Origin of the sequence: Lonsdalea quercina (assembly GCF_900107885.1) — a bacterium.
GTDB lineage: Bacteria > Pseudomonadota > Gammaproteobacteria > Enterobacterales > Enterobacteriaceae > Lonsdalea > Lonsdalea quercina.
The window spans coordinates 621,995-641,033 of sequence record NZ_FNQS01000001.1 but is presented as its reverse complement, the minus strand read 5'-3'; the positions used below and the strand labels follow the sequence as shown (position 1 = coordinate 641,033).

Annotated in this window: 16 protein-coding genes and 1 pseudogene; 14 read left to right on the top strand and 3 right to left on the bottom strand. The window is 49.7% G+C overall.

Annotated elements, in window-relative coordinates; translation table 11 throughout:
- Positions 1 to 77: 77 nt before the first annotated feature.
- The 13 genes from BLU64_RS02815 to BLU64_RS02750 all read left to right on the top strand — a co-directional run bounded on the left by BLU64_RS02815 (position 78) and on the right by BLU64_RS02750 (position 13,736).
- On the top strand, positions 78 to 1,826 hold the full coding sequence (locus BLU64_RS02815; RefSeq protein ID WP_026742253.1) for a class I adenylate-forming enzyme family protein: 1,749 nt from the start codon (positions 78 to 80) through the stop codon (positions 1,824 to 1,826).
- A gap of 31 nt (positions 1,827 to 1,857) precedes the next feature.
- On the top strand, positions 1,858 to 2,790 hold the full coding sequence (gene paaA, locus BLU64_RS02810; RefSeq protein WP_200873744.1) for a 1,2-phenylacetyl-CoA epoxidase subunit PaaA: 933 nt from the start codon (positions 1,858 to 1,860) through the stop codon (positions 2,788 to 2,790).
- Positions 2,783 to 3,064 (top strand): 1,2-phenylacetyl-CoA epoxidase subunit PaaB, encoded by a 282-nt coding sequence (gene paaB, locus BLU64_RS02805; protein ID WP_026742255.1) that lies wholly within the window; start codon positions 2,783 to 2,785, stop codon positions 3,062 to 3,064. Before paaA ends, paaB begins: the two co-directional genes overlap by 8 nt.
- Positions 3,061 to 3,831, top strand: a complete 771-nt coding sequence (gene paaC / locus BLU64_RS02800; protein ID WP_081825697.1) for a 1,2-phenylacetyl-CoA epoxidase subunit PaaC — start codon at positions 3,061 to 3,063, stop codon at positions 3,829 to 3,831. The genes paaB and paaC overlap by 4 nt, the downstream gene beginning before the upstream one ends.
- Positions 3,832 to 3,836: 5 nt before the next feature.
- Positions 3,837 to 4,349: a 1,2-phenylacetyl-CoA epoxidase subunit PaaD gene (gene paaD / locus BLU64_RS02795; RefSeq protein ID WP_026742257.1), complete on the top strand. Its 513-nt coding sequence runs from the start codon at positions 3,837 to 3,839 to the stop codon at positions 4,347 to 4,349.
- Positions 4,350 to 4,407: 58 nt separating this feature from the next.
- Positions 4,408 to 5,463 carry a 2Fe-2S iron-sulfur cluster-binding protein gene (locus tag BLU64_RS02790; protein WP_026742258.1) on the top strand — a complete coding sequence of 352 codons (1,056 nt, stop codon included), beginning with the start codon at positions 4,408 to 4,410 and terminating at the stop codon, positions 5,461 to 5,463.
- Between the two features lie 57 nt (positions 5,464 to 5,520).
- Positions 5,521 to 6,675 (top strand): MFS transporter, encoded by a 1,155-nt coding sequence (locus BLU64_RS02785; RefSeq protein ID WP_235195080.1) that lies wholly within the window; start codon positions 5,521 to 5,523, stop codon positions 6,673 to 6,675.
- 29 nt (positions 6,676 to 6,704) lie between these two features.
- Entirely contained in the window at positions 6,705 to 7,907 is a 1,203-nt protein-coding gene (locus BLU64_RS17560) for an iron-containing redox enzyme family protein (protein ID WP_244888408.1), read from the top strand.
- 65 nt (positions 7,908 to 7,972) lie between these two features.
- Positions 7,973 to 10,723, top strand: coding sequence for a 3-deoxy-7-phosphoheptulonate synthase (locus tag BLU64_RS02770; protein WP_051625473.1), 2,751 nt, complete (start codon positions 7,973 to 7,975; stop codon positions 10,721 to 10,723).
- Positions 10,717 to 12,231, top strand: a complete 1,515-nt coding sequence (locus tag BLU64_RS02765) for an anthranilate synthase component I family protein (RefSeq protein WP_074727852.1) — start codon at positions 10,717 to 10,719, stop codon at positions 12,229 to 12,231. Before BLU64_RS02770 ends, BLU64_RS02765 begins: the two co-directional genes overlap by 7 nt.
- Positions 12,222 to 12,818: an anthranilate synthase component II gene (locus BLU64_RS02760; protein WP_026742261.1), complete on the top strand. Its 597-nt coding sequence runs from the start codon at positions 12,222 to 12,224 to the stop codon at positions 12,816 to 12,818. Before BLU64_RS02765 ends, BLU64_RS02760 begins: the two co-directional genes overlap by 10 nt.
- 100 nt (positions 12,819 to 12,918) lie before the next feature.
- Positions 12,919 to 13,347 carry an acyl-CoA thioesterase gene (locus BLU64_RS02755; protein ID WP_071999756.1) on the top strand — a complete coding sequence of 143 codons (429 nt, stop codon included), beginning with the start codon at positions 12,919 to 12,921 and terminating at the stop codon, positions 13,345 to 13,347.
- Positions 13,344 to 13,736 carry a RidA family protein gene (locus tag BLU64_RS02750; RefSeq protein WP_026742262.1) on the top strand — a complete coding sequence of 131 codons (393 nt, stop codon included), beginning with the start codon at positions 13,344 to 13,346 and terminating at the stop codon, positions 13,734 to 13,736. Before BLU64_RS02755 ends, BLU64_RS02750 begins: the two co-directional genes overlap by 4 nt.
- A gap of 23 nt (positions 13,737 to 13,759) precedes the next feature.
- Here BLU64_RS02750 and pdxR read toward each other — a convergent pair whose 3' ends face one another.
- From pdxR to BLU64_RS17555, 3 genes and pseudogenes are all read right to left on the bottom strand, one after another.
- Complete coding sequence (gene pdxR / locus BLU64_RS02745) at positions 13,760 to 15,184, bottom strand: MocR-like pyridoxine biosynthesis transcription factor PdxR (protein ID WP_074727850.1); 1,425 nt, start codon at positions 15,182 to 15,184, stop codon at positions 13,760 to 13,762.
- A gap of 592 nt (positions 15,185 to 15,776) precedes the next feature.
- Positions 15,777 to 17,186 carry an Ig-like domain-containing protein gene (locus BLU64_RS02740; RefSeq protein WP_026742264.1) on the bottom strand — a complete coding sequence of 470 codons (1,410 nt, stop codon included), beginning with the start codon at positions 17,184 to 17,186 and terminating at the stop codon, positions 15,777 to 15,779.
- Between the two features lie 216 nt (positions 17,187 to 17,402).
- A pseudogene (locus BLU64_RS17555) lies at positions 17,403 to 17,655 on the bottom strand (integrase core domain-containing protein); the annotation flags it as partial.
- 511 nt (positions 17,656 to 18,166) lie between these two features.
- On the opposite strand from BLU64_RS17555, the gene BLU64_RS02730 reads away from it, so the two are divergent.
- On the top strand, positions 18,167 to 18,880 hold the full coding sequence (locus BLU64_RS02730; RefSeq protein ID WP_235195082.1) for an alpha/beta hydrolase fold domain-containing protein: 714 nt from the start codon (positions 18,167 to 18,169) through the stop codon (positions 18,878 to 18,880).
- Positions 18,881 to 19,039 lie beyond the last annotated feature (159 nt).

Sequence of the window (19,039 nt, the reverse complement as noted above, 5' to 3'; positions counted from 1 at the left end):
AAAACCAACCGTCATTAAATAGTCATTGCGGTAATACTACCGCGATGACTATTTGTTCTGAATGGAGTGTGCGCTATATGAATTACCTGAAGAAAAAGAAAGTATGGGAAGATTTATTTAGTGACAAGGAATTAGGTGCGGGAAACTTTTTGTTTAAATCTTATGCTGCCTATAATGGTGGTGATGAAAGTTTTCTGTTTTTAGAAAAACCTTTTACGGGCGCGGATGGTTCTGTTTATAACGAGCTTTCTCTAAATACACTGTATCAATTGGTTAAGAATCTAGCCGCATGGTATCGCCAGCAAGGGGTTTTATCTGGTCAGCATATTTGTCTTTTTCTGGGTGATGGAATACCCTCGTTTCTCCATTTTTTGGCATTAAATAGCCTTGGGTGTATTCCTGTTTTAATTAATGGGCATATGCGGGCTGATATTGCAGAAGTATATGTAAAACGCAATAATTTTGATATTTTGGTATATGACCGGGAAACAGAGTCACGTTGGGAACTTAATGGGGAAAATAGTCCATTAAATAAAATAACGACATTACGAGCCGTATTTAGCCGTTCTTTGCCAGTCCCCCTGGCACCGCTTGAAGCTGGATGGCCAGCGGTGATGAATGACGACACTATCGTTATGATTTGCCACAGTTCTGGAACGACTGGAATCCCAAAAGCAGTCCTGTTTGGCCATGCGCAGTTCTTCAATGGTAAGAGGGAACGCCTGCGTGGCTTCATGGCGCGTGAGGACGATCGGCTGGTGACCGCGATGCCGCCTACTCATGCAGCAGGAATCAGTTATTTGATGACGGCGACGATGCTACAACTCCCGACGCTGGCACTGGCGACCCAAACGGGGGCATCGGTGGCAAAGAGTGTCGCGGATTTCGATGCCACTATCGTTACAGCTTTCTCGCAAACTTATGCCTCTTTTGCTGGCTTAGACCTACCCGATGCATATCTGAAAAGCGTACAGCGTTACTACAACACCGGTGATACGGCCCACGAGGCACATATTCGGGCGCTGCTGCGTTTGTCTCCAGAAGGGCGTTTTACCGACATGTTCGGTGCTTCAGAGTTGGGGATGTCCCAATTTTTCAATGTATCAACAGCGAAGCATGTTGGCAGCAAACGCCGGGTGGGGACCCCAGCCGATTATGCGCATTGCGATATTCTCACGCCGCAGGGGGAATGCCTGCCTGACGGAGAACCGGGCTATCTAGGCGTGCGTTCGCCAACGGTAACTCCGGGCTATTATGGTCAGCCGCACCTGACTTCCCTCACTACGCTAAATGGTTACTGGCTGACTGGTGATATCGGCCTGCGTCTGCAAAACGGTGAATATGTCCATTTAGATCGAATCGTCGATGCCATCCCAACGCCGATGGGCATTCAGGCTTATACGTTATTGCTCGAAGAGCACCTATTGCAGCATGAGGCGTTGCTGGATGTCAGTGTTGTGGGTATTTCTCGCGGGCCTACGCGAGAAGAAGCGGTGCTGGTACTGGTACAACATCAGCCGGGCACAGCGGTTAGCGCAGATGAAATTCTGGCACTGGCATTGGAGTGCTATCCCTTCCTGGGCCGCAGTAACCTCCCTGATTACACGCTATGTGTCGGGGTTCTCGCTAATGGCGCTTCACTGCCGACTGGTTCTACGGGAAAAGTGCTCAAGCGCGAAATTCGAGACAACTTCTGGACTTGGCAACGTGATTTTGACGAGGGTGCCCGCGGCATACTCAAAGATGTACGCTGGAATCATTTTGTAACGCGTCAGTCCATGAATCGGACTGAGCCCGTATCTCTCCTTGACTATCTGAGTGCCTAAGGACGAGGTCATGACACCGAATATTGAAGTGTTGACGGATGAGTTCCAGAAACGTATCGAGCGCGGCGAAAAGATAGAGCCGCAGGACTGGATGCCTGACGATTATCGTCGGGCACTACAGCGACAAATGTCCCAGCATGCACATTCAGAATATATAGGGATGCTGTTAGAAGGACGTTGGATAACACGTGCGCCAACGCTGAGCCGAAAATGTATCCTGCTTGCGAAAGTACAAGATGAAGCCGGTCACGCGCAATACCTCTACAGTGCACTGGAAAGCCTGCGTCTCAGCCGTGACGAGGCGTACAGTAAATTGCTGTCCGGCGAAGCTAAATATCTGAATATTTTCAACTATCCTGCGCTTACCTGGGCTGATGTCGGAATGATTGGCTGGCTGACGGATGGCGCTGCCATAGTCAACCAGGTGCCACTGACCCGCTGCTCTTACGGGCCTTATGCCAGAGCAATGGTGCGTGTTTGCCAGGAAGAAAGCTTTCATCATCGTCAGGGGTTTGACCTGATTCGCAAACTGGTTGAAGGCACGCAGGCGCAAAGAGAAATGGCGCAAGAGGCGCTGAATCGCTGGTGGTGGCCCGTGCTAATGGTTTTTGGCCCCCCGGATGAGCGCTCGGTGCATTCCCGCAATGCGATGCGCTGGGGAATAAAACTTTACTCTAACGATACCCTGCGCCAGAAGTTTATCGATCAGACCGTGCCGCAAATCCAGTATTTAGGACTCACCGTTCCCGATCCCGATTTACGTTTTAACCCAGAAACCTGTCATTACGAAACGGGTGAGATCGACTGGGATGAATTTAACCGGGTAATCCAGGGTAATGGTCTGTGTAACAAGGCGCGAATTGCCAGCCGACGCCGTGCCTGGGAAGAAGGTGCATGGGTTCGTGAGGCGGCATTGTGTCATACGGTTAAGCAGAACAAACGGGAGCAGCAACAGTATGGATAAGTGGAAATTTTGGGAAGTGTTTGCTCGTCAACAACGGGGCGTCAGCCATCGCCACGTGGGAAGCGTTCAGGCTAGCGACGCTGAGATGGCGCTCTCGCATGCGCGCGATATTTTTACGCGCAGAGGCGATTTTGTCAGCCTGTGGGTGGTGGCTTCGGAAAACCTGATGACCAGCGGCGACGTGCCCCAGGGGCCGTGGTTTGAAACGGCGGAGGATAAACGCTACCGCCATGCGACATTCTACGAAGTACCCGAAGGGGTGAAGCACCTATGAGCTTGAAGCCGGAACTCAAAAAGATGCGTGCGGAATACCTGTTGCGCCTTGGCGATAATGCCTTGATTTTATCCCAGCGCTTATGTGAGTGGTGCGGCCATGCTCCGACCATTGAAGAAGACTTGGCGCTGAGCAATGTCGCGCTAGATCTGCTGGGACAGGCTCGTCTCTGGCTGGAAGCTTCAGGCAGACAAATGGTTCCCGCACAAAGCGAAGACGATCTCGCGTATAAGCGTGAAGTTCAGGCGTTTCGCAACCTCTTGTTGGTTGAGCAAGTCCGGGGAAATTTTGCTGATACCCAGATTCGTCAGTTCCTGTTTGACAGCTGGCACTGCCTGCTGCTGCGTAAACTCTCCCAGTCCAGCGATGAGGAGGTTGCCGCGATTGCAACGAAAGCGCTGAAAGAGACAACGTATCACTTGCGACGTAGTAAGGGGTGGGTTTTACGGCTGGGAGATGGCAGTGCCAGAAGTCGTGAGCTTTGTGTCCAGGCGCTAGCTTTTTATGAATCTTATCTCTACGAGCTTTTTGAGATGGATGCGCTGGATAAAGAGATGCATGCGCAAGGGATTGGCTGCGACTTGACTGAACTGTATCCCGATTGGTTGGAGTATGTGAATGATGTGCTTCAGGAAGCCACTCTTGAGCCGTTGCGCATGGAATATGTTCTGAGCGGGGGGAAAAGAGGCGTGCACGGCGAAGAGTTAGTCGAACTACTCATTGATATGCAATACCTGACGCGCGCTTATCCGGGAGGTACGTGGTGACTGCCATGACGGAACCGGAAATCAAGCGCGGCACAGAGAATATCTGGGCGTGGCTAAAGGGTATTCCAGATCCTGAGATGCCCTACATCTCTATTGTGGATTTGGGCATTGTTCGGGACGTGGAGTGGCAGGAACAAACGCTGAAAGTGGTGATGACTCCGACGTATAGCGGTTGCCCTGCTAAGGCCGTCATTGAGCACAATATTCGCCGCACTTTGGCAGATCGCGGCGTGCAATCAATAACCCTGGAAAACCGCCTTTATCCGGCCTGGAACACGGACTGGATGAGCCAAAGTGGAAAGGAAAAATTAAAAGCTGCGGGAATCGCCCCGCCGCTGCCGGTAGAGCCTGTCTGGCAGGAGCTGAAATTCATCTCTGTGGGAATACGAGACGTCTGCTGTCCGCGCTGCGGTTCGGAGCAGACTACTTTACAGGGGGAGTTTAGCGGTACCGCGTGTAAATCACTTTGGCAGTGCAATGCCTGCATGAATCCCTTTGAGCATTTCAAAAGCTTGTAACGGGCTGACGTATGCGACCCCACATATTCTTAACTTCAATTTAGCCATGAGGATCACTATGTCTCAGTTTTATCCTCTGCAACTGACTCGCATCGAACGCGATACTCCGGATAGCGTGGTGCTGACTCTGGTCCCGCAGGAGGAACACCGCGCCCTGTTTCATCATATGCCAGGGCAGCACATTATCCTTCGTACCTTTTTAGCAGGCGAAGAGCTACGCCGTAGCTATTCGCTGTGCAATAGCCCTGATAAGCCTTTACAGGTGGCGATAAAAAAAATCGAGGGGGGACGGTTTTCTCACTGGGCCAATACTCATCTTAAGACGGGGATAACACTGGAGGCCCTACCTCCGATGGGGAGCTTTGGCCTGCCGGTGGAACCGAAAGGTGCTCGCCATTACGCGGGGTTTGCGGCAGGTAGCGGTATTACGCCGATATTGTCTATGGTCCAGAGCGTATTGAGGTCGGAGCCACGCAGTCGTTTTACGCTGGTCTATGGCAATCGCAACGTCGCGACAATGCAGTTACGTGAAGTGCTGGCGGGTTTAAAGGACCTCTATCCGAGCCGGCTTTCCCTTATTTATCTCTTTAGCGGCGAAGAGCAAGAGATAGATTTGTTTAACGGCAGGCTGGACACCGAGCGTTGCGCTGAGTTGCTCAAACGCTACCTCCCTGCCGACACTATCGATTATGCCTTTATATGCGGTCCTGACGGGATGATGCGTGACGTTATGCGCGCTCTTATCCAGCATGGGGTTGTCAGAGCGCGTATTCGTACTGAGAGCTATGGTTCGCGGGCATCGACATTCCGACCTCAAAAAAAATCCGAGCTGTTCGGGATGGTAGATGTGAAGGCGGTTATTGATAACGCTCAATACCAGGTCGAACTTTCTGAGACCTCTGAAAACTTGCTGGATGCATTGTTACAGGCCGGGGTCACCCCGCGCTATTCCTGCAAAGCCGGAGTGTGCGCAGCCTGTCGCTGCCGCGTGCTTGAGGGGGAAGTTGAAATGGAAGAACCGCATGCGCTGGCTCCGGAGGAGGTGGCTTCTGGCTATGTTCTCTGTTGTCGCAGCCGGCCTTTGACATCCCGACTGTCGCTGTTATTCGACTAATCCTTAACTGAAAAATTAACTATGACATCACAGAATACAGTTTCTGGCTGGAGGTTAGTGCTCTATCGCCTGGCCACCGGGTTTTCTGTTGCGACCGTTGTTTATCATCAGTCGATGACAACATTGATCGCTCATTCATTTCACCTGTCTGCTGACGCGCTATGGGGGCTTTCTGTTGCAACACAGGCGGGATATGGCGCCGGGCTAATCCTGGGGTTGCCGCTAGGGGATTTGGTCGCGCCAAAACGGATTATCCCGAGCGTTATGATGTTGTTAGGGGGAACGCTGTTGCTTATTGGCCTGTCTCCGACGCTGTGGTTGATGGTGGCGCTGTGTTTCTTTGCCGGTCTGTTATCTATTGCCGGACAGATGTTACTGGCCTATAGCGCAAAGGTGCTGGTGGGGACAGAGCGTGCCCAAGTGGTTGGCAGCCTTCTGACTTCACTATTTGCAGGTTTGCTGCTGGCGCGAGTAATGGGGGGATTTGGCGGTGAGTATATCGGCTGGCGCGCTATTTATCTGATTACCGGAATATTAACGCTACTCACTGGCATTGGTCTGTCTAAACGTATTGATGATGTGTCGCTGACGGGGAATCTACGGTATTTCCAGGTGTTGAAACTGCAGGGAACAATATGGCGGACTCACCCCGAACTACGGCGCCTGTCGCTGGTGGCCGCCAGCTTTTTCGCTGCATCTAACGGAATTTGGGCCAATCTCACCTTTTTGATGCATGACACATTGCACTGGGATGCGGCTCATATTGGACTTTTAGCCTTTACCTCTCTTGCCGCGCTGAGAGCGACCTGGTTTACCCAGTATCTGCAATGCCGAATGTCCGGGCCAGGCATCATCATTCTACTGGCTTTAGTCATGGCATTGACGCCGCTGATTGGGATCTGGAACGGTGTCTCTATCGGGCTGCTGCTGATTTATTTGATACTGGCCGACTTTTGTGTTCGTGCGATTCAAGCGATTGCACAAAGTCGCGTGCTGGATATCGATCCGCCCTTGGCGTCCCGGATTAACAGCTTGTTTATGACTGTTTTTTTCTTTGGCGCGGCAGCAGGATCCTGGCTTGGAAGCATTGCGATCCATCATATGGGATGGCGCGGCATGTTCTTGTTCACTATCGCCTGTGCGGCCATTGGACTTTTTTTTCTCAGCTGGCGTAATCCTGAATTACGCCTCATCCGGGCTAAAAGCTCTTAATCCTATCGAGTATTTGTGAGGAGATAATAATGGATTTAACAATTGAAAAAAATGTAGCACGAACACAACTAATTGAAGGGATTAGCCCTATTTGGAACGGATGGTTCGAAGCGGATGATTTAAGTGGATTAGTGAACCATCCGTTACTACAGGCATTAGAAAATAATGCCGTTAGTCTGGATGGCGTCAGAACACTGCTGATCCAGCACAGCCTTTATTCCCGCCACTTTACCCGTTATCTGTGTGCTCTGATTGGCAAATTACAGGATCCAGAAGATGTGACGGCACTCCTGGAAAATCTAGAGGAAGAAATGGGGGTGGATGGCAGCAGCCGGATTACGCATGCTGAGCTATTTCAGCGGACGTTACGCCACATCGGTGCTCAGCCAGCCTCTCAAGAACCATTGCCGCAAACTCAGACGATGATCGATGCCATGATGAGCCACTGTCAGTCTGCCGATACACTGAATGGCCTTGCTGCAATGTGCCTTGGCGCCGAGGCGATCGTACCACTCATCTATCGCCCCATTCTTCATGCTCTGCGTCACCATGGTTTTGGTGAAGAGGCGACAGAGTTTTTCAGCCTGCATATTGAAGAGGATGAAGATCATGCGTTAGCCATGCTGGCTATCATGGAGCGCATGCTGCGCGCCCAGGGCGGCGCATGTCGAAATCGCGCCGTTGCAGTTGGGCGTGAAATGATCGCAAATCGCGTGGCGATGTTTGATGCTATTTGGGAGCAGATTCAGACGTTGCCAACTGAAGCACCACCGGCGCAGAAAGCTGGCGGGTTTTCTTCGGGCGATTTTTGGCGCGTTGGCGGTAGCCTTGACGCTCGTCTTCCCGAAAAACTGATTCATGAACAAGTGATGAGTCAGGCGCATCCATCCTTTTCTTCCGAACGTAACCACAAAGTAAACATAGTGGATCTGCCAAGCCACACGATCAGTATGACCGTGGGGCATCTGGAACTGAATGAGCGTACGCGTTTACATCGTCACAACTACGAGACGGTGATTTATGTCACCCAAGGGGAAGGATATTCACGCATTGGCAAGCGTGAGGTGTCATGGCGTGCTGGCGATGCCATTTATGTGCCCGCTTGGGCAGAGCATCAACATGTTAATACGGGCTCAAAAGAGGCTATCTACCTGGCCTGTGAAAACGCTCCACTACTACAGAATTTAGGCGGTATAGCGCTACGTGAGGAGCTGAGTGAACGTCAGAGCTAACACAGGTCTTTGTTCACCTGATTCTTTTTAACACGGTTTCTAAAACAGACTAAGCGAGCGAAACGATGCTGCCATCCTTACTTAAACACTGGGATCCTGATAGCTGGCGCGAAAAGCCTCATAAGCACATTCCTGAATATGTCGACAGTACGCTTTTAGATTCAACATTATCACGGCTCAGCCAATATCCAGCGTTGGTCCCCGTCAGTGAAATTCGCTCACTGCGCGAAGCGCTGGCGGACGTCGCGCAGGGTAAAAGTTTCGTCTTGCAGGCAGGGGATTGCGCTGAACGTTTTAGCGATATGCAGCCAAAAAAGCTCCGTGCGCACTACCAGTTGCTGGAAACACTCGGTTCAACACTGGAAAGCGCGTTAGCTGTTCCGGTAATACGTATTGGTCGAATAGCTGGCCAGTACGCTAAACCTCGCAGTCAGCCTTATGAAACGCAGGGCGACGAGGTCTTTATGAGCTATTACGGGGATATAATTAATGACCTTGCTTTTTCTGCTGATGCTCGTCAGCCAGACCCATTGCGATTGGAAACCGCCTATTTCCATGCCGCGGCGAGCCTGAATTATCTTCGCAGTCTGGCGCCAGGCTCTGTCGCTTATGATAGTCATTACTACGTCAGCCATGAAGCATTATTGCTGCCCTATGAGCAGACTCAGTTGCAGCAGGATGAAGATGGAACCTGGTTTTGTGGTTCTGGACATTTCCTATGGATAGGGGAACGCACACGCCAGTTGGAGGGGGCGCACGTGGAGTTTTTGCGTGGTGTGGGGAACCCAATTGGCGTTAAAGTTGGTCCTGCTTGCACCAACGATGAGCTGTTGCGTCTGATTGATCGACTGAATCCGGAAAATATTCCAGGCCGTTTAACGTTGATTACCCGCTTTGGACATCATGAGATCCAGCGGTTTCCAGCATTGTTAGAGAGAGTGCAGCGTGAAGGTCGCCAAGTGATATGGCTATGCGACCCGATGCACGGTAACGGGATGCAGACGGAGAGTGGCCTTAAAACTCGGCATTATGCGCATATTGCCGTAGAAATGGAGGCGTTCTTCGAGGCGCATAAGGTCGCGGGATCGCGCGCAGGCGGTGTGCACTTGGAGTTAAGCGCTCAGGCGGTGACGGAATGCTTGGGAGGCCCTGAAAATCTTGAGGAAAGTGGCTTATTGCGCGCGTATCAGAGTAGCTGCGATCCGCGTCTTAACCCACAACAGGGAGCGGCATTGGTGTCTCGCTTGGCAACAATGCTCGCTTCTCCGCCATCTTCGCTTGCGCTCAAGGAAGAGTCCGGGCCAATAAATCTTGCGGAGTGCCTGGCAACCGCGCGTCCGGAGAATGACAACCTCTGCTATATCGGCCCGGGATTTAGCCTCAGCTATCGTGAGCTGAACATTGCCGTACGTCGCCGCGCATCACATCATGAACGTCAGGGGGTGAAGGCGGACGAACGTGTGCTGATTGCGTTGAATGACGGCCCTGAGCTGGTGATCGAATTTTATGCTGTGCTGGCTCTTGGCGCATTGCCTGTTGTGATCAACCCTCGCTTCGATAAGGCAAGTTTGCTCCAAATTATCAACGATTTTATGCCGATACTGGCGATAAGACAGCCTGCTCAGCAAGGCGTTTGGCCAGAGAGTATTGCCGTAAGCATGGTTGATTTTGGAGATTATCGGCAGTGGGTGCAGGGCCAAGAAGAGGACGCCACCTGGAATGGATTTATCCGCAAACCCTGGAGCGCGCCGGCTCTAATTCAATGTACCTCAGGTAGTACCGGTAGCTCGAAAGGCGTCGTTCATAGTGCGCAGTCAATGCTGGCGATCTGCCAACATTTCGCTACAGAGCAATTAGGGATTCATACCAGCGATATTCTCTATTCTCCCTCTAAAGCCTTCTTTGGCTATGGCATGGGTAACAGTCTCTTTTTCCCGCTATTTACCGGCGCTTGCAGCGTCCTGGACGCGGACTGGCCCGATGCCCAGCACGTCGTGACGCTATTGCGTCAGTTCCAGCCTAGCGTAATGTTTGCTGTCCCCAACCTCTATCGGGCGTTACTGGATTATGGGCTACGGCCGGAAGACACGTCGTTGCGCTTGGCATTTAGTGCAGGAGCCGCATTGCCAGCACCACTCGCGGCTCGTTGGAGACAGCTGTTTGGCAGCGAATTGTATGATGGGATTGGTTGCACCGAGCTTGGGCATATTTTTGCCACTAATTATCCGGCTGGAGCCGAGTGCCCTGGTAGCGTAGGACGTATGTTGCCCTGTGCTGAAGCCCGCATTGTTGATGACCAAGGAAATGTTGTTGCTATAGGGGAAAGAGGCATTCTGATGGTGAAATCACCCACCTGTGCGTCAGGTTACTGGGACCGACCGGAGGAGCAGCAAGCTAACTTTCAGGGAGAATGGTATTGCACGGGTGACCTGTTTAGCCAGGATGCGCTGGGGAATCTGATATTTCATGGTCGGAAAGACGATCGCTTTAAAGTCAATGGACGTTGGGTTGTTCCCATTGAAATAGAAAACCTCGTAATGAGATTGTTCCCGGAGTTAGGTTCGGCCTATCTAGTTCCTGTCTATGACCAAAATGAGGAAGTGCGTCCAGCGCTCATCTTGGGCAACTCCCGTATCCATGATACGCAAATAGCAGAGATCCGGACGGCGCTGGAGCAAAAACTCGAGCGGTTCAAATGGCCTGTGCGGGTGGTCTGCCTTGCTGAAATTCCTATAAATAAAAACAATAAACCGGACCGTCGGACTATGGCGAAGCTGGCTGTTGAGCAGCATGCCGAGGAGGAAACCGTATGTTGAATGAAAAGGAGTTTAATGAATATGGTCGTCAGGGCTTTACCCATATTCCGCTATGGCAAACCCTGACGTTACCTGACGCTGTGGAACCGCTGGCTTTGTATCAGGCTCTAACGAACCAGGGGCAGGATTATTTGTTTGAAACGGGCGTGCGCCGACAGCATGGCGTTGAGCCAGCGCTGTCGGTCATTGGGCTGCCGTGCCGTGAGCGCTTCGAACTGGGTGAAGGGTATCTACATCACTACCGCGATATGCATTTGTGTGAGACGTGGGAGACAGATGATCCTTTGGAAGTGCTGAAGATATTGCAGGAACGTTGGTCTGTTCCAGAAATATCAGCGCTGCCCGAATTTGCAGGAGGGCTTTTTGGCTATTTTGGTTTCGAAACGACACGTTTGATCGAGCCGAGGCTGCGCCGAATCGCTCGGAAGCCATCAGGCTTTGCTCTACCTGACGCACTACTGTGGTTGAGTCTGGAACTGGTGGTCATCGATCACCAGCGTGGACTGTTGCACTGCATCGTCTACGGCGAGACTGGCGTAGAGGGAGATTATGTCAGATCACGTACACGTCTCGAGCAGATAGTTGAACGGGTACAAGATTCGCTGACACCATCGGACGCGGACAAGGGGGCCTTATCAGCACCCATCGCGGCCCGCGAAATCAACCAATTCTTTCCTGAAGAGTGTTTTCGGCAGGCGGTTGAAAGAATTAAAGAGTATATCGAGGCGGGCGATGTGATGCAGGTGGTTCTCTCTCGACGGATGAGCCATCCCTACGCCGAAGATGCCACGACGCTCTACAGAAATCTTTCCCGGCAAGGAACGGCACCCTATCGCTACCTGCTCAATATGGGAGAGAGCCAGATTGTAGGCGCATCTCCTGAGATGCTGTTTCAGAAGCGGGGAGCGCGCGTGGTGAGCCGGCCGATGGCGGGTACCCGCCGTCGGGGATGCACCGCTGAAGAGAATGATGCCTTGCACGAGGATCTATTAGCCGATCCGAAAGAAATAGCTGAGCATATGATGCTGGTTGATTTGGCGCGCAATGATTTAGGGCGGGTTGCCGCAGCGGGCAGTGTGCAGGTGGATGAGCTACTCACCGTAGAGCAGTTTCCAAATGTGATGCATATCGTCTCTACCGTGACGGGGCAGGCCGCAACAGGGACGCAGGCTCTTGATTTACTGAAGAGCACTTTCCCTGCGGGCACACTGAGTGGAGCATCGAAAATCCGGGCTTTGGAAGTCATTGCCGAGTTGGAGCCACATGCGAGAGGTGTTTATGGCGGGTCTATTGGTTACCTGGATTTTTATGGTAATGCGGATCAGGCTATTGTTATACGGACTGGCATTCTGACTGACGGGAAACTGTATGTTCAGGCGGGCGCAGGTGTGGTCCAGGATTCACGCCCCGAGCGCGAGTGGCAGGAAACCAAGGAGAAGAGCCAGTCCATGCTACAAGCTGCCGCCATAAACCCGCAGCAACCAGAGGAGGCGGTGTTATGCATTTAGTCATCGATAATTACGACTCTTTCACTTGGAATATCGTGCAGTATCTCAGTATTTTAGGTGCAGAGGTCGTGGTGCGGCGTAATGATGATATTGATATTGAGGATATTTCTTCGCTACAGCCGGAATCGCTGATTATTTCACCTGGTCCTTGCTCGCCGAGAGAAGCTGGCATATCTATGGAAGCGATTCGGTATTTTGCCGGGCATCTGCCCATTCTGGGAGTTTGTCTTGGACACCAGTGTGTCGCCGCCGCCTTCGGCGGTGAGATTCGCCGGGCGAATGAGGTCCTGCACGGAAAAGTGTCTTTGATGGAGCACAATAGGCAAGGATTATTTATCGGGCTTGAGGATAACTTGCGGATAGCGCGCTACCACTCGCTGGTGGTGGATAACCTCCCGCCAGAGTTAGAACCTGTAGCCTGGGCACGGCGACCTGACGGCGGGCGCGGTGAGATCATGGCATTGCGTCATCGTGATTTTGATATTTATGGACTGCAATTTCACCCGGAATCTGTGCTTACCGAGCAAGGGCTAAAGATGCTGGGAAACTACTTGCGTTTAGTGGAAAACGCGCTTGTGGTGGGCTGATTATCTTCGGTGGATTCCCAGAAGACCGTGAACTTGGTGAGCAGTTATCGAAGGATCTTCCACCGTAAGGTTGGTTACATGAAACAGGATACAACAACAAATGCAACACTCTCATTTTTCGAAATCATATTTAGTGCGTTTTTCCCACTGCGACCCGGCGGGAATTGTCTATTTCCCGCAGTATCTGGTAATCACAAATTGGCTTATTGAAGACTGGTTTACGGAAGGGTTAGATATAGATTTTAATGTGTTGATAAACCAGCGTAAGCACGGATTACCCATCGTAAAATTAGAATGCGAATTTCTTCAACCTTCACGCCAGGGCGACAGTTTATTGATGAATTTACAAGTCGAAAAAATTGGTCGAAGTTCCTTAACCCTAATAATTGAAGGTTCTGTCGGCGGAGAATTGCGTATGCGTAGCCGACAGGTTTTAGTTTATACTTGTCTTATAAGTAGCAAATCTGTGGAGATCCCCGATCATATCCGCACTGCCTTGTCAGCATCAAGTGAGGGGGTTCCCTCATGACTACATTGCTCCAACCACCAAGCTGGGTCAGACCAAAAGGATATGCTAATGGTATTGCAAGTAGAGGTACCATGATATTTACTTCTGGGCAATTTGGCTGGGACGAAAAAGAAAACCTAGTGAGTGAAAATTATGGTGAACAAGCGATTCAAGCATTAAAAAATATCGTTAAAATTTTGGCAATGGCAAACGCCAAACCAGAACACATCGTTCGATTAACCTGGTATATTGCAGATAAAGATGCATATCTTAATCAGGCGAAATTAGTCGGTGTTGCATATAGAAAAATAATTGGCCACTTCCCTGTAATGAGTGCATTTGAAGTTAACTCACTAATGGTTCCTGGTGCCAAAGTGCAGATTGAGGCGACTGCCGTGTTGCCTGATTAGTTAACAACATTATTTTAATACAGCTAATCGAAGCACTGAAAGAGCATTTTAGCCTGTTTCAGTGCTTGTTCGTGGCTTGTCACATTTGCAAATCCTAGAATCAGGCCCTTACCGCATTCTTTTCTTGAAGATCTTGCCGATAAAGCTCCGATTAGAAGATTATGCATTCTTCCTCGTGTTGCGATTCCAATATCATTTTCTTCATCGTCTAGCTTGGCCAGGATATGTAGTCCACAGGCGGGCATTTCAAATTTCAGCCTTTCTCCAAAGACTTCCTTAAGTCCATTGATGGTCATCACTCGACGTTTTGCATAAATAGCTCTGGTTTTACGCAAATGACGAGAGAAATGATTTTCTTGCATAAAATCAGTTAATACTCTTTGCGTTAATAATGAGCAGCCATCTTGCCAGGTTTGACAAGTAGCATTAAATCGTGGCAATTGAGGTTCAGGGACGACTAGATAAGCTAAGCGTAGCGAGGGGCTAAGCACTTTGCTAAAAGTGCCAACGTATAATACGTTGTCGTGTGACTCAGTACTAGCGAGAACGGGTAAAGGTCGGCTATTGTAGCGATATTCACTATCGTAATCATCCTCGATAATAAAGGCATTGCTCTTTTGAGCCCATTCGAGTAATTCAGCGCGACGAAGTGTCGATAACGCAGAACCAAGCGGACTTTGATGAGCTGGTGTGACAAGTGCGAAGCGAGCATCGGGGGCTAATTCTTTACCGATAGAAATGTTCATACCATCCCTGTCAACAGGAACAGGGATTAATTCCGCACCGAACTCATTAAGTAATTGACGGCTTGGTGGAAAGCATGGGTCTTCAATCCATACTTGATCTAATGGCTGCATTAGTGTTCGACTAATAAGATTTAAGGCTCCTCGATAACCTGCAGTAATGAAAATTTGTGATGATGTACAGTTAAGTCCTCGAGATACACGGAGATAAGAAGCGATAGCTTCTCGTAAGGGTTGGTATCCAGCAGCTTGAGGATAAGAGAAAAAGTAATTTTGTTGGCGTAATTGGCGAGTATATATATTACCCCAAATCTTATATGGAAAAAGATCTAATCCAGGTAGACCTAGCTGGTAGGGAGCGGGTGAGTGGCTTTTGGATGAAAAATCGGACAGAGGGTCATATAGTGAGTGAGATACTTTTTGGGAAGGGGGTATGTCATTTTCCTGAATAGATAATTTGGCTAGTTTTTTTGAAACAATTGTACCTGCGGGACCGCGGGCTTCGAGGTAACCCGCTTCTGTTAATAGGCTGTAGGCAAGTTCTACGGTGTTTCTGGATAATTGTAATTCGCTTGCGAGTGTGCGGATAGAAGGTACTCTCTGTCCAGGAATTAAAACGTTACTCTGAATGCTTTTTACAAATCGATCATAAATTTGCCGATACAATGGTTTTTGATTATCATCAAAAAATTCTTTTTTATTCATTTGTTATCTCTTTAATAAATAATCATCAGCAATAGATAACGGTTTTATACAAAAGAAGGTTATATAAGTTATATTGGGGAATAGAGCTTAAGCTAACTAGTATCTTATCATATTCTATGGATGTATAAACTGATAACTATTTTAATGGGAAATATATTCTCTCTAGAATAAATGATTTATATATATTACCATACTTTATATTAAGTGCAACAATATTGTTAATGGTTCTATTGTATTCTCTATATCTCTTGAATACTTAAAGTTGCAGGTAGTGTGAACCGCCACGGGTTTAACGGACACTTCAGAGTCCATTTACGGACTGACCCACATCACTATACGCATCAATCAGGTACGAGCTGACCGCTCACGTTAAATTCATGAAGGTGGCGTATGCCACCATTTAGGGGGGGCAGCGGGCACAGTGTAAAGGACAGGCAGAAAACTTCTACTTTGGTCATCCCCTTGGTAAGAGATGTCTGGTGAGCAGAGTCTTTAAAAAGAAAGCCTTCCGGTAATACAAAAAGCTGCCTAATCACGAACTTTACAATAGTGCCCTTTTGTTAAATGTAGTTATTGCAGGATAAAAAGTCGATTAGGAACTAACCGTGATATTGTCGATACTTAAAGCGGGGCCGGATATAACAAGGCTTTTTGCCTTGGTTCCCGTAAATGTATGCTCAAACCAACAGCCTACAGTGTTACCACTGCCAGTAATATCTTCCATATAAACCTCTTTGTCCTGGCTGTCATAAAAAGCAAAACGGTTCTTATATCCCTTTCCCATTTGTACTCCAGCTTTAAAATAATTAAATTCAATAGGGAACGTGATTTTATATTTAAGAGCAGTCGCTCCACCATATGCACTAAGGGCCGTCCCCACCAGATAGGGTGCAAGCTCATCATCAACCCCATCAGCTATAACAATCCTGTCCAAGCTGAGATTGGTCAGAGTAGCACCAGAGTTCACCAGTTGTACGGACTGCCATAAATATAATGTAATGTTTTGATTTCCCTCAAAATCCTCGAATATCATGGAGGGTGATATCTTAATGGTATAAATTGATTCTGCGGAGGTTTCAACTACCGCGGACTGAGAACGCGTCACCTGGTACCATACAACTATCTGTTCTCCGTCCGTATCACCTGCCAGGTTATTGTTCAGCATAATCGTCAGCGCCTTACCGGCCTCTGCCGATGTCACCGTATGCTTGGCACTGGTCGTAATACCTGACATGTCCCTCAGCGAAGCCGTCACACTATCCCCCTCTGCCAGGTTTGCCACTTCTGGGATGACTATCGAGATGCCACCTGTTAAAGATGCCGGGTCAATAGTCATCGCCGTGTTATCCGCTTCAGCCACTGTGGGAGCAGGCAAGACTACTTCCCCCCCTTTAAATGTTGCCGTCACCGAATTGTAAACGGCAATATTTTCAGCGAGATAAGCGGTTAATTTCGATTGGCCGGCGGTCGTACTGGTGAAGGGCAGAGAGGCCCGCCCGTTGCTGTCTGTTGTAATCTTCGCCGTATTTTCCCCGCTAATAAAGACAGCACCATTTGTCAGCGTAAGGGAAACTGATGCTCCGGAAACTGGAACAGTTCCGCTGAGCGTCTGGAGCTCAACTTGGTTCTGGTCCTCGCCGTCAGCTTTGGCGTCATCAATTGTCAGCAGAAGATTTATGGTATCGACGGAATTATGCGATGGGGTAAACGTTGCCGCCAGGGAGTTATGAATGGCGGTATCGCTCTGAAGTGCAATCTCAATCACAATGGTTTCTGCCGTAGTGTCAACCAGGCTGGCAGACACTGCGCCGAGGCTATTACTCGAAACCACGATGGATGACAAACCGTTTGAGAAGATTGCTGAACCAGTTGTAATGCTGAAAACAACAGGCTCATTTGATATATAATTTTTACCATTCATTATATCGGCACTGGCACTGATTTTATCAGTGCCATTCGCGACGGCAGTGTTCGGTGTAAGCACGAAATTTGTTATTTCCATTACATAATCTCCGCTATCAATGCATTGACTGAAGTGAATTTGGATATTGTCTGAAAGCCTCTACCTCGGGGCAGTCTGATGCCCGACAACACTGAAAGCGCATTCTTCCAGTATCAGAATGACTAAAATACCAATGAAAGCCGGTTAATGGAGCCTGATGAGCCGGGCAGAAACGGTTCAATACTGACCTTGGTTCAAAATCAGTGCAGTCATAAACTAGAGATCTTCGTCTTTCTGAAGACTTCGAATGAATTCAGCCGGAATCATGTCATTTGATGATGAATGCGTTCTCTCAAGATTGTATTTCCTGCGCCAGGGGGCGAGTCTGTCCTGCGCATCGCCCAGTAACAGGAATCAGGAATGTTCAGACATTCATCCCCCAGACTACTGTTAAATGACTCGATAAACGGATTATCTGTCGGTTTCCAGGGTGGGAGAAGTCCATGATGACATCCTCCTCGCCCGTCCAAGGTCACCGACACGCTGTGAGCAGAACGACGCAATAACCGCGTACCGAGGTGCGCTTCGGGCCGCGCCAGTGCTTTTCCTGCCGCAGACCGTGTCGACCAATGGCCTTGCCTGCGGGCGCAAAACTTCCCGCCTCAACAATCGCGACGAATGTACGCAGGGTATTAAGCTCAATACCACCGCCAGGATGATCGTTATTGATGAATATGCGGACACTCTTTGTCGAACTCTTTCCCCGAATTGTTCAATCGAAGTACCAGCGTAGAAAATAATTCACCGGGAGACCAATTAAATCTTACTTATTAACGCGTAAAATGCTTTAGAGGTATGGATTCAGGCCGCTGCGCCCGTACTACTAAAAATGAAGGGCGAGAGTGATAAGAGCTGGCCAGATGCTCTGGCAGATGATGTCGACGGACTCGACAGCCTCTTCCTGCGCCTGAAGACGTCTCGTTCGTCCCTATTGATTTAGGCGGCGAGCCTAACCATGACGGTAACGCCCGACAACGTAATTGAAGGGGCTGTTTTACATACATGGGGGCGGCTACGTCCATGGGGGAACAACAGCCTACCGGGGACGGGCAGGGAACTATGCCAAACTTCTCCGGGCGACCGTCTTTGTACCGGACTATCGACCGGCGCCCGAGTCTCCTTTCCCCATTCCTATCGATGATACTTTTCTTGCCTATCGCTCTCTGTTGGAGAGCGGCGTATCCCCGCAAACGTTGGTTATTGCCGGGTATGCCGCTGGGGGAGCGATGGTGGTGACGATCATGCGAGAAGCCAAAGAGGCCAATATCGCGCTTCCTGCCGCCGCGGTGGCAATGTCGACCTGGGCAGACCTGACCCATAGCGGAGACGCGGCGAAAGTCATAAATGGTATTGATCCTTTGTGCAGTGCCGAATTCCTCAACCAGCTGGCAGGCATTTTTCTTGCCGGGGATCTACCTATCCATCCTGATGCCTCGCCGAATTTTGCGGATGTCAGGGGGCTTGCGCCTACGTTGATTCAAATTGGTGAAAACGAGGTCATGCTGAGCGGTGCCACACGACTGGCGGCTCATCTCGGCGACAGTCGCGTAAGGACGTCGCTTGAAATCTGGCCTGGCATGTTCCACGTCTGGCCGCTGTTTGCGGGACTTCTGCTCGAGGCCGATCAGGCCCTGCGGAACGCGGTTCGATTTCTGGATGATGCACTGTCATCGTCTCCTCATGAGATACGATAACGTGGTAAGCCATGTATAAAGTGAAGTCATTGGATCGTCAGTGACGCCTCTTTATTGATTCGGTAGAGATGTATTCAAGGTATGCGCCCTGTAACACAGGGCGCTTCCTATCATGATTATGGTCCTGCAACTCTCATTGCCGCACTTATCTCTTTTCGA

What these genes read in the sequence shown, in the direction of transcription:
- BLU64_RS02815 (WP_026742253.1), top strand. Translation starts at nt 78, where the DNA reads ATGAATTACCTGAAGAAAAAGAAAGTATGGGAAGATTTATTTAGTGAC.
- paaB (WP_026742255.1), top strand. Translation starts at nt 2,783, where the DNA reads ATGGATAAGTGGAAATTTTGGGAAGTGTTTGCTCGTCAACAACGGGGC.
- paaC (WP_081825697.1), top strand. Translation starts at nt 3,061, where the DNA reads ATGAGCTTGAAGCCGGAACTCAAAAAGATGCGTGCGGAATACCTGTTG.
- paaD (WP_026742257.1), top strand. Translation starts at nt 3,837, where the DNA reads ATGACGGAACCGGAAATCAAGCGCGGCACAGAGAATATCTGGGCGTGG.
- BLU64_RS02790 (WP_026742258.1), top strand. Translation starts at nt 4,408, where the DNA reads ATGTCTCAGTTTTATCCTCTGCAACTGACTCGCATCGAACGCGATACT.
- BLU64_RS17560 (WP_244888408.1), top strand. Translation starts at nt 6,705, where the DNA reads ATGGATTTAACAATTGAAAAAAATGTAGCACGAACACAACTAATTGAA.
- BLU64_RS02770 (WP_051625473.1), top strand. Translation starts at nt 7,973, where the DNA reads ATGCTGCCATCCTTACTTAAACACTGGGATCCTGATAGCTGGCGCGAA.
- BLU64_RS02765 (WP_074727852.1), top strand. Translation starts at nt 10,717, where the DNA reads ATGTTGAATGAAAAGGAGTTTAATGAATATGGTCGTCAGGGCTTTACC.
- BLU64_RS02760 (WP_026742261.1), top strand. Translation starts at nt 12,222, where the DNA reads ATGCATTTAGTCATCGATAATTACGACTCTTTCACTTGGAATATCGTG.
- BLU64_RS02755 (WP_071999756.1), top strand. Translation starts at nt 12,919, where the DNA reads ATGCAACACTCTCATTTTTCGAAATCATATTTAGTGCGTTTTTCCCAC.
- BLU64_RS02750 (WP_026742262.1), top strand. Translation starts at nt 13,344, where the DNA reads ATGACTACATTGCTCCAACCACCAAGCTGGGTCAGACCAAAAGGATAT.
- pdxR (WP_074727850.1), bottom strand. Translation starts at nt 15,184, where the DNA reads ATGAATAAAAAAGAATTTTTTGATGATAATCAAAAACCATTGTATCGG.
- BLU64_RS02740 (WP_026742264.1), bottom strand. Translation starts at nt 17,186, where the DNA reads ATGGAAATAACAAATTTCGTGCTTACACCGAACACTGCCGTCGCGAAT.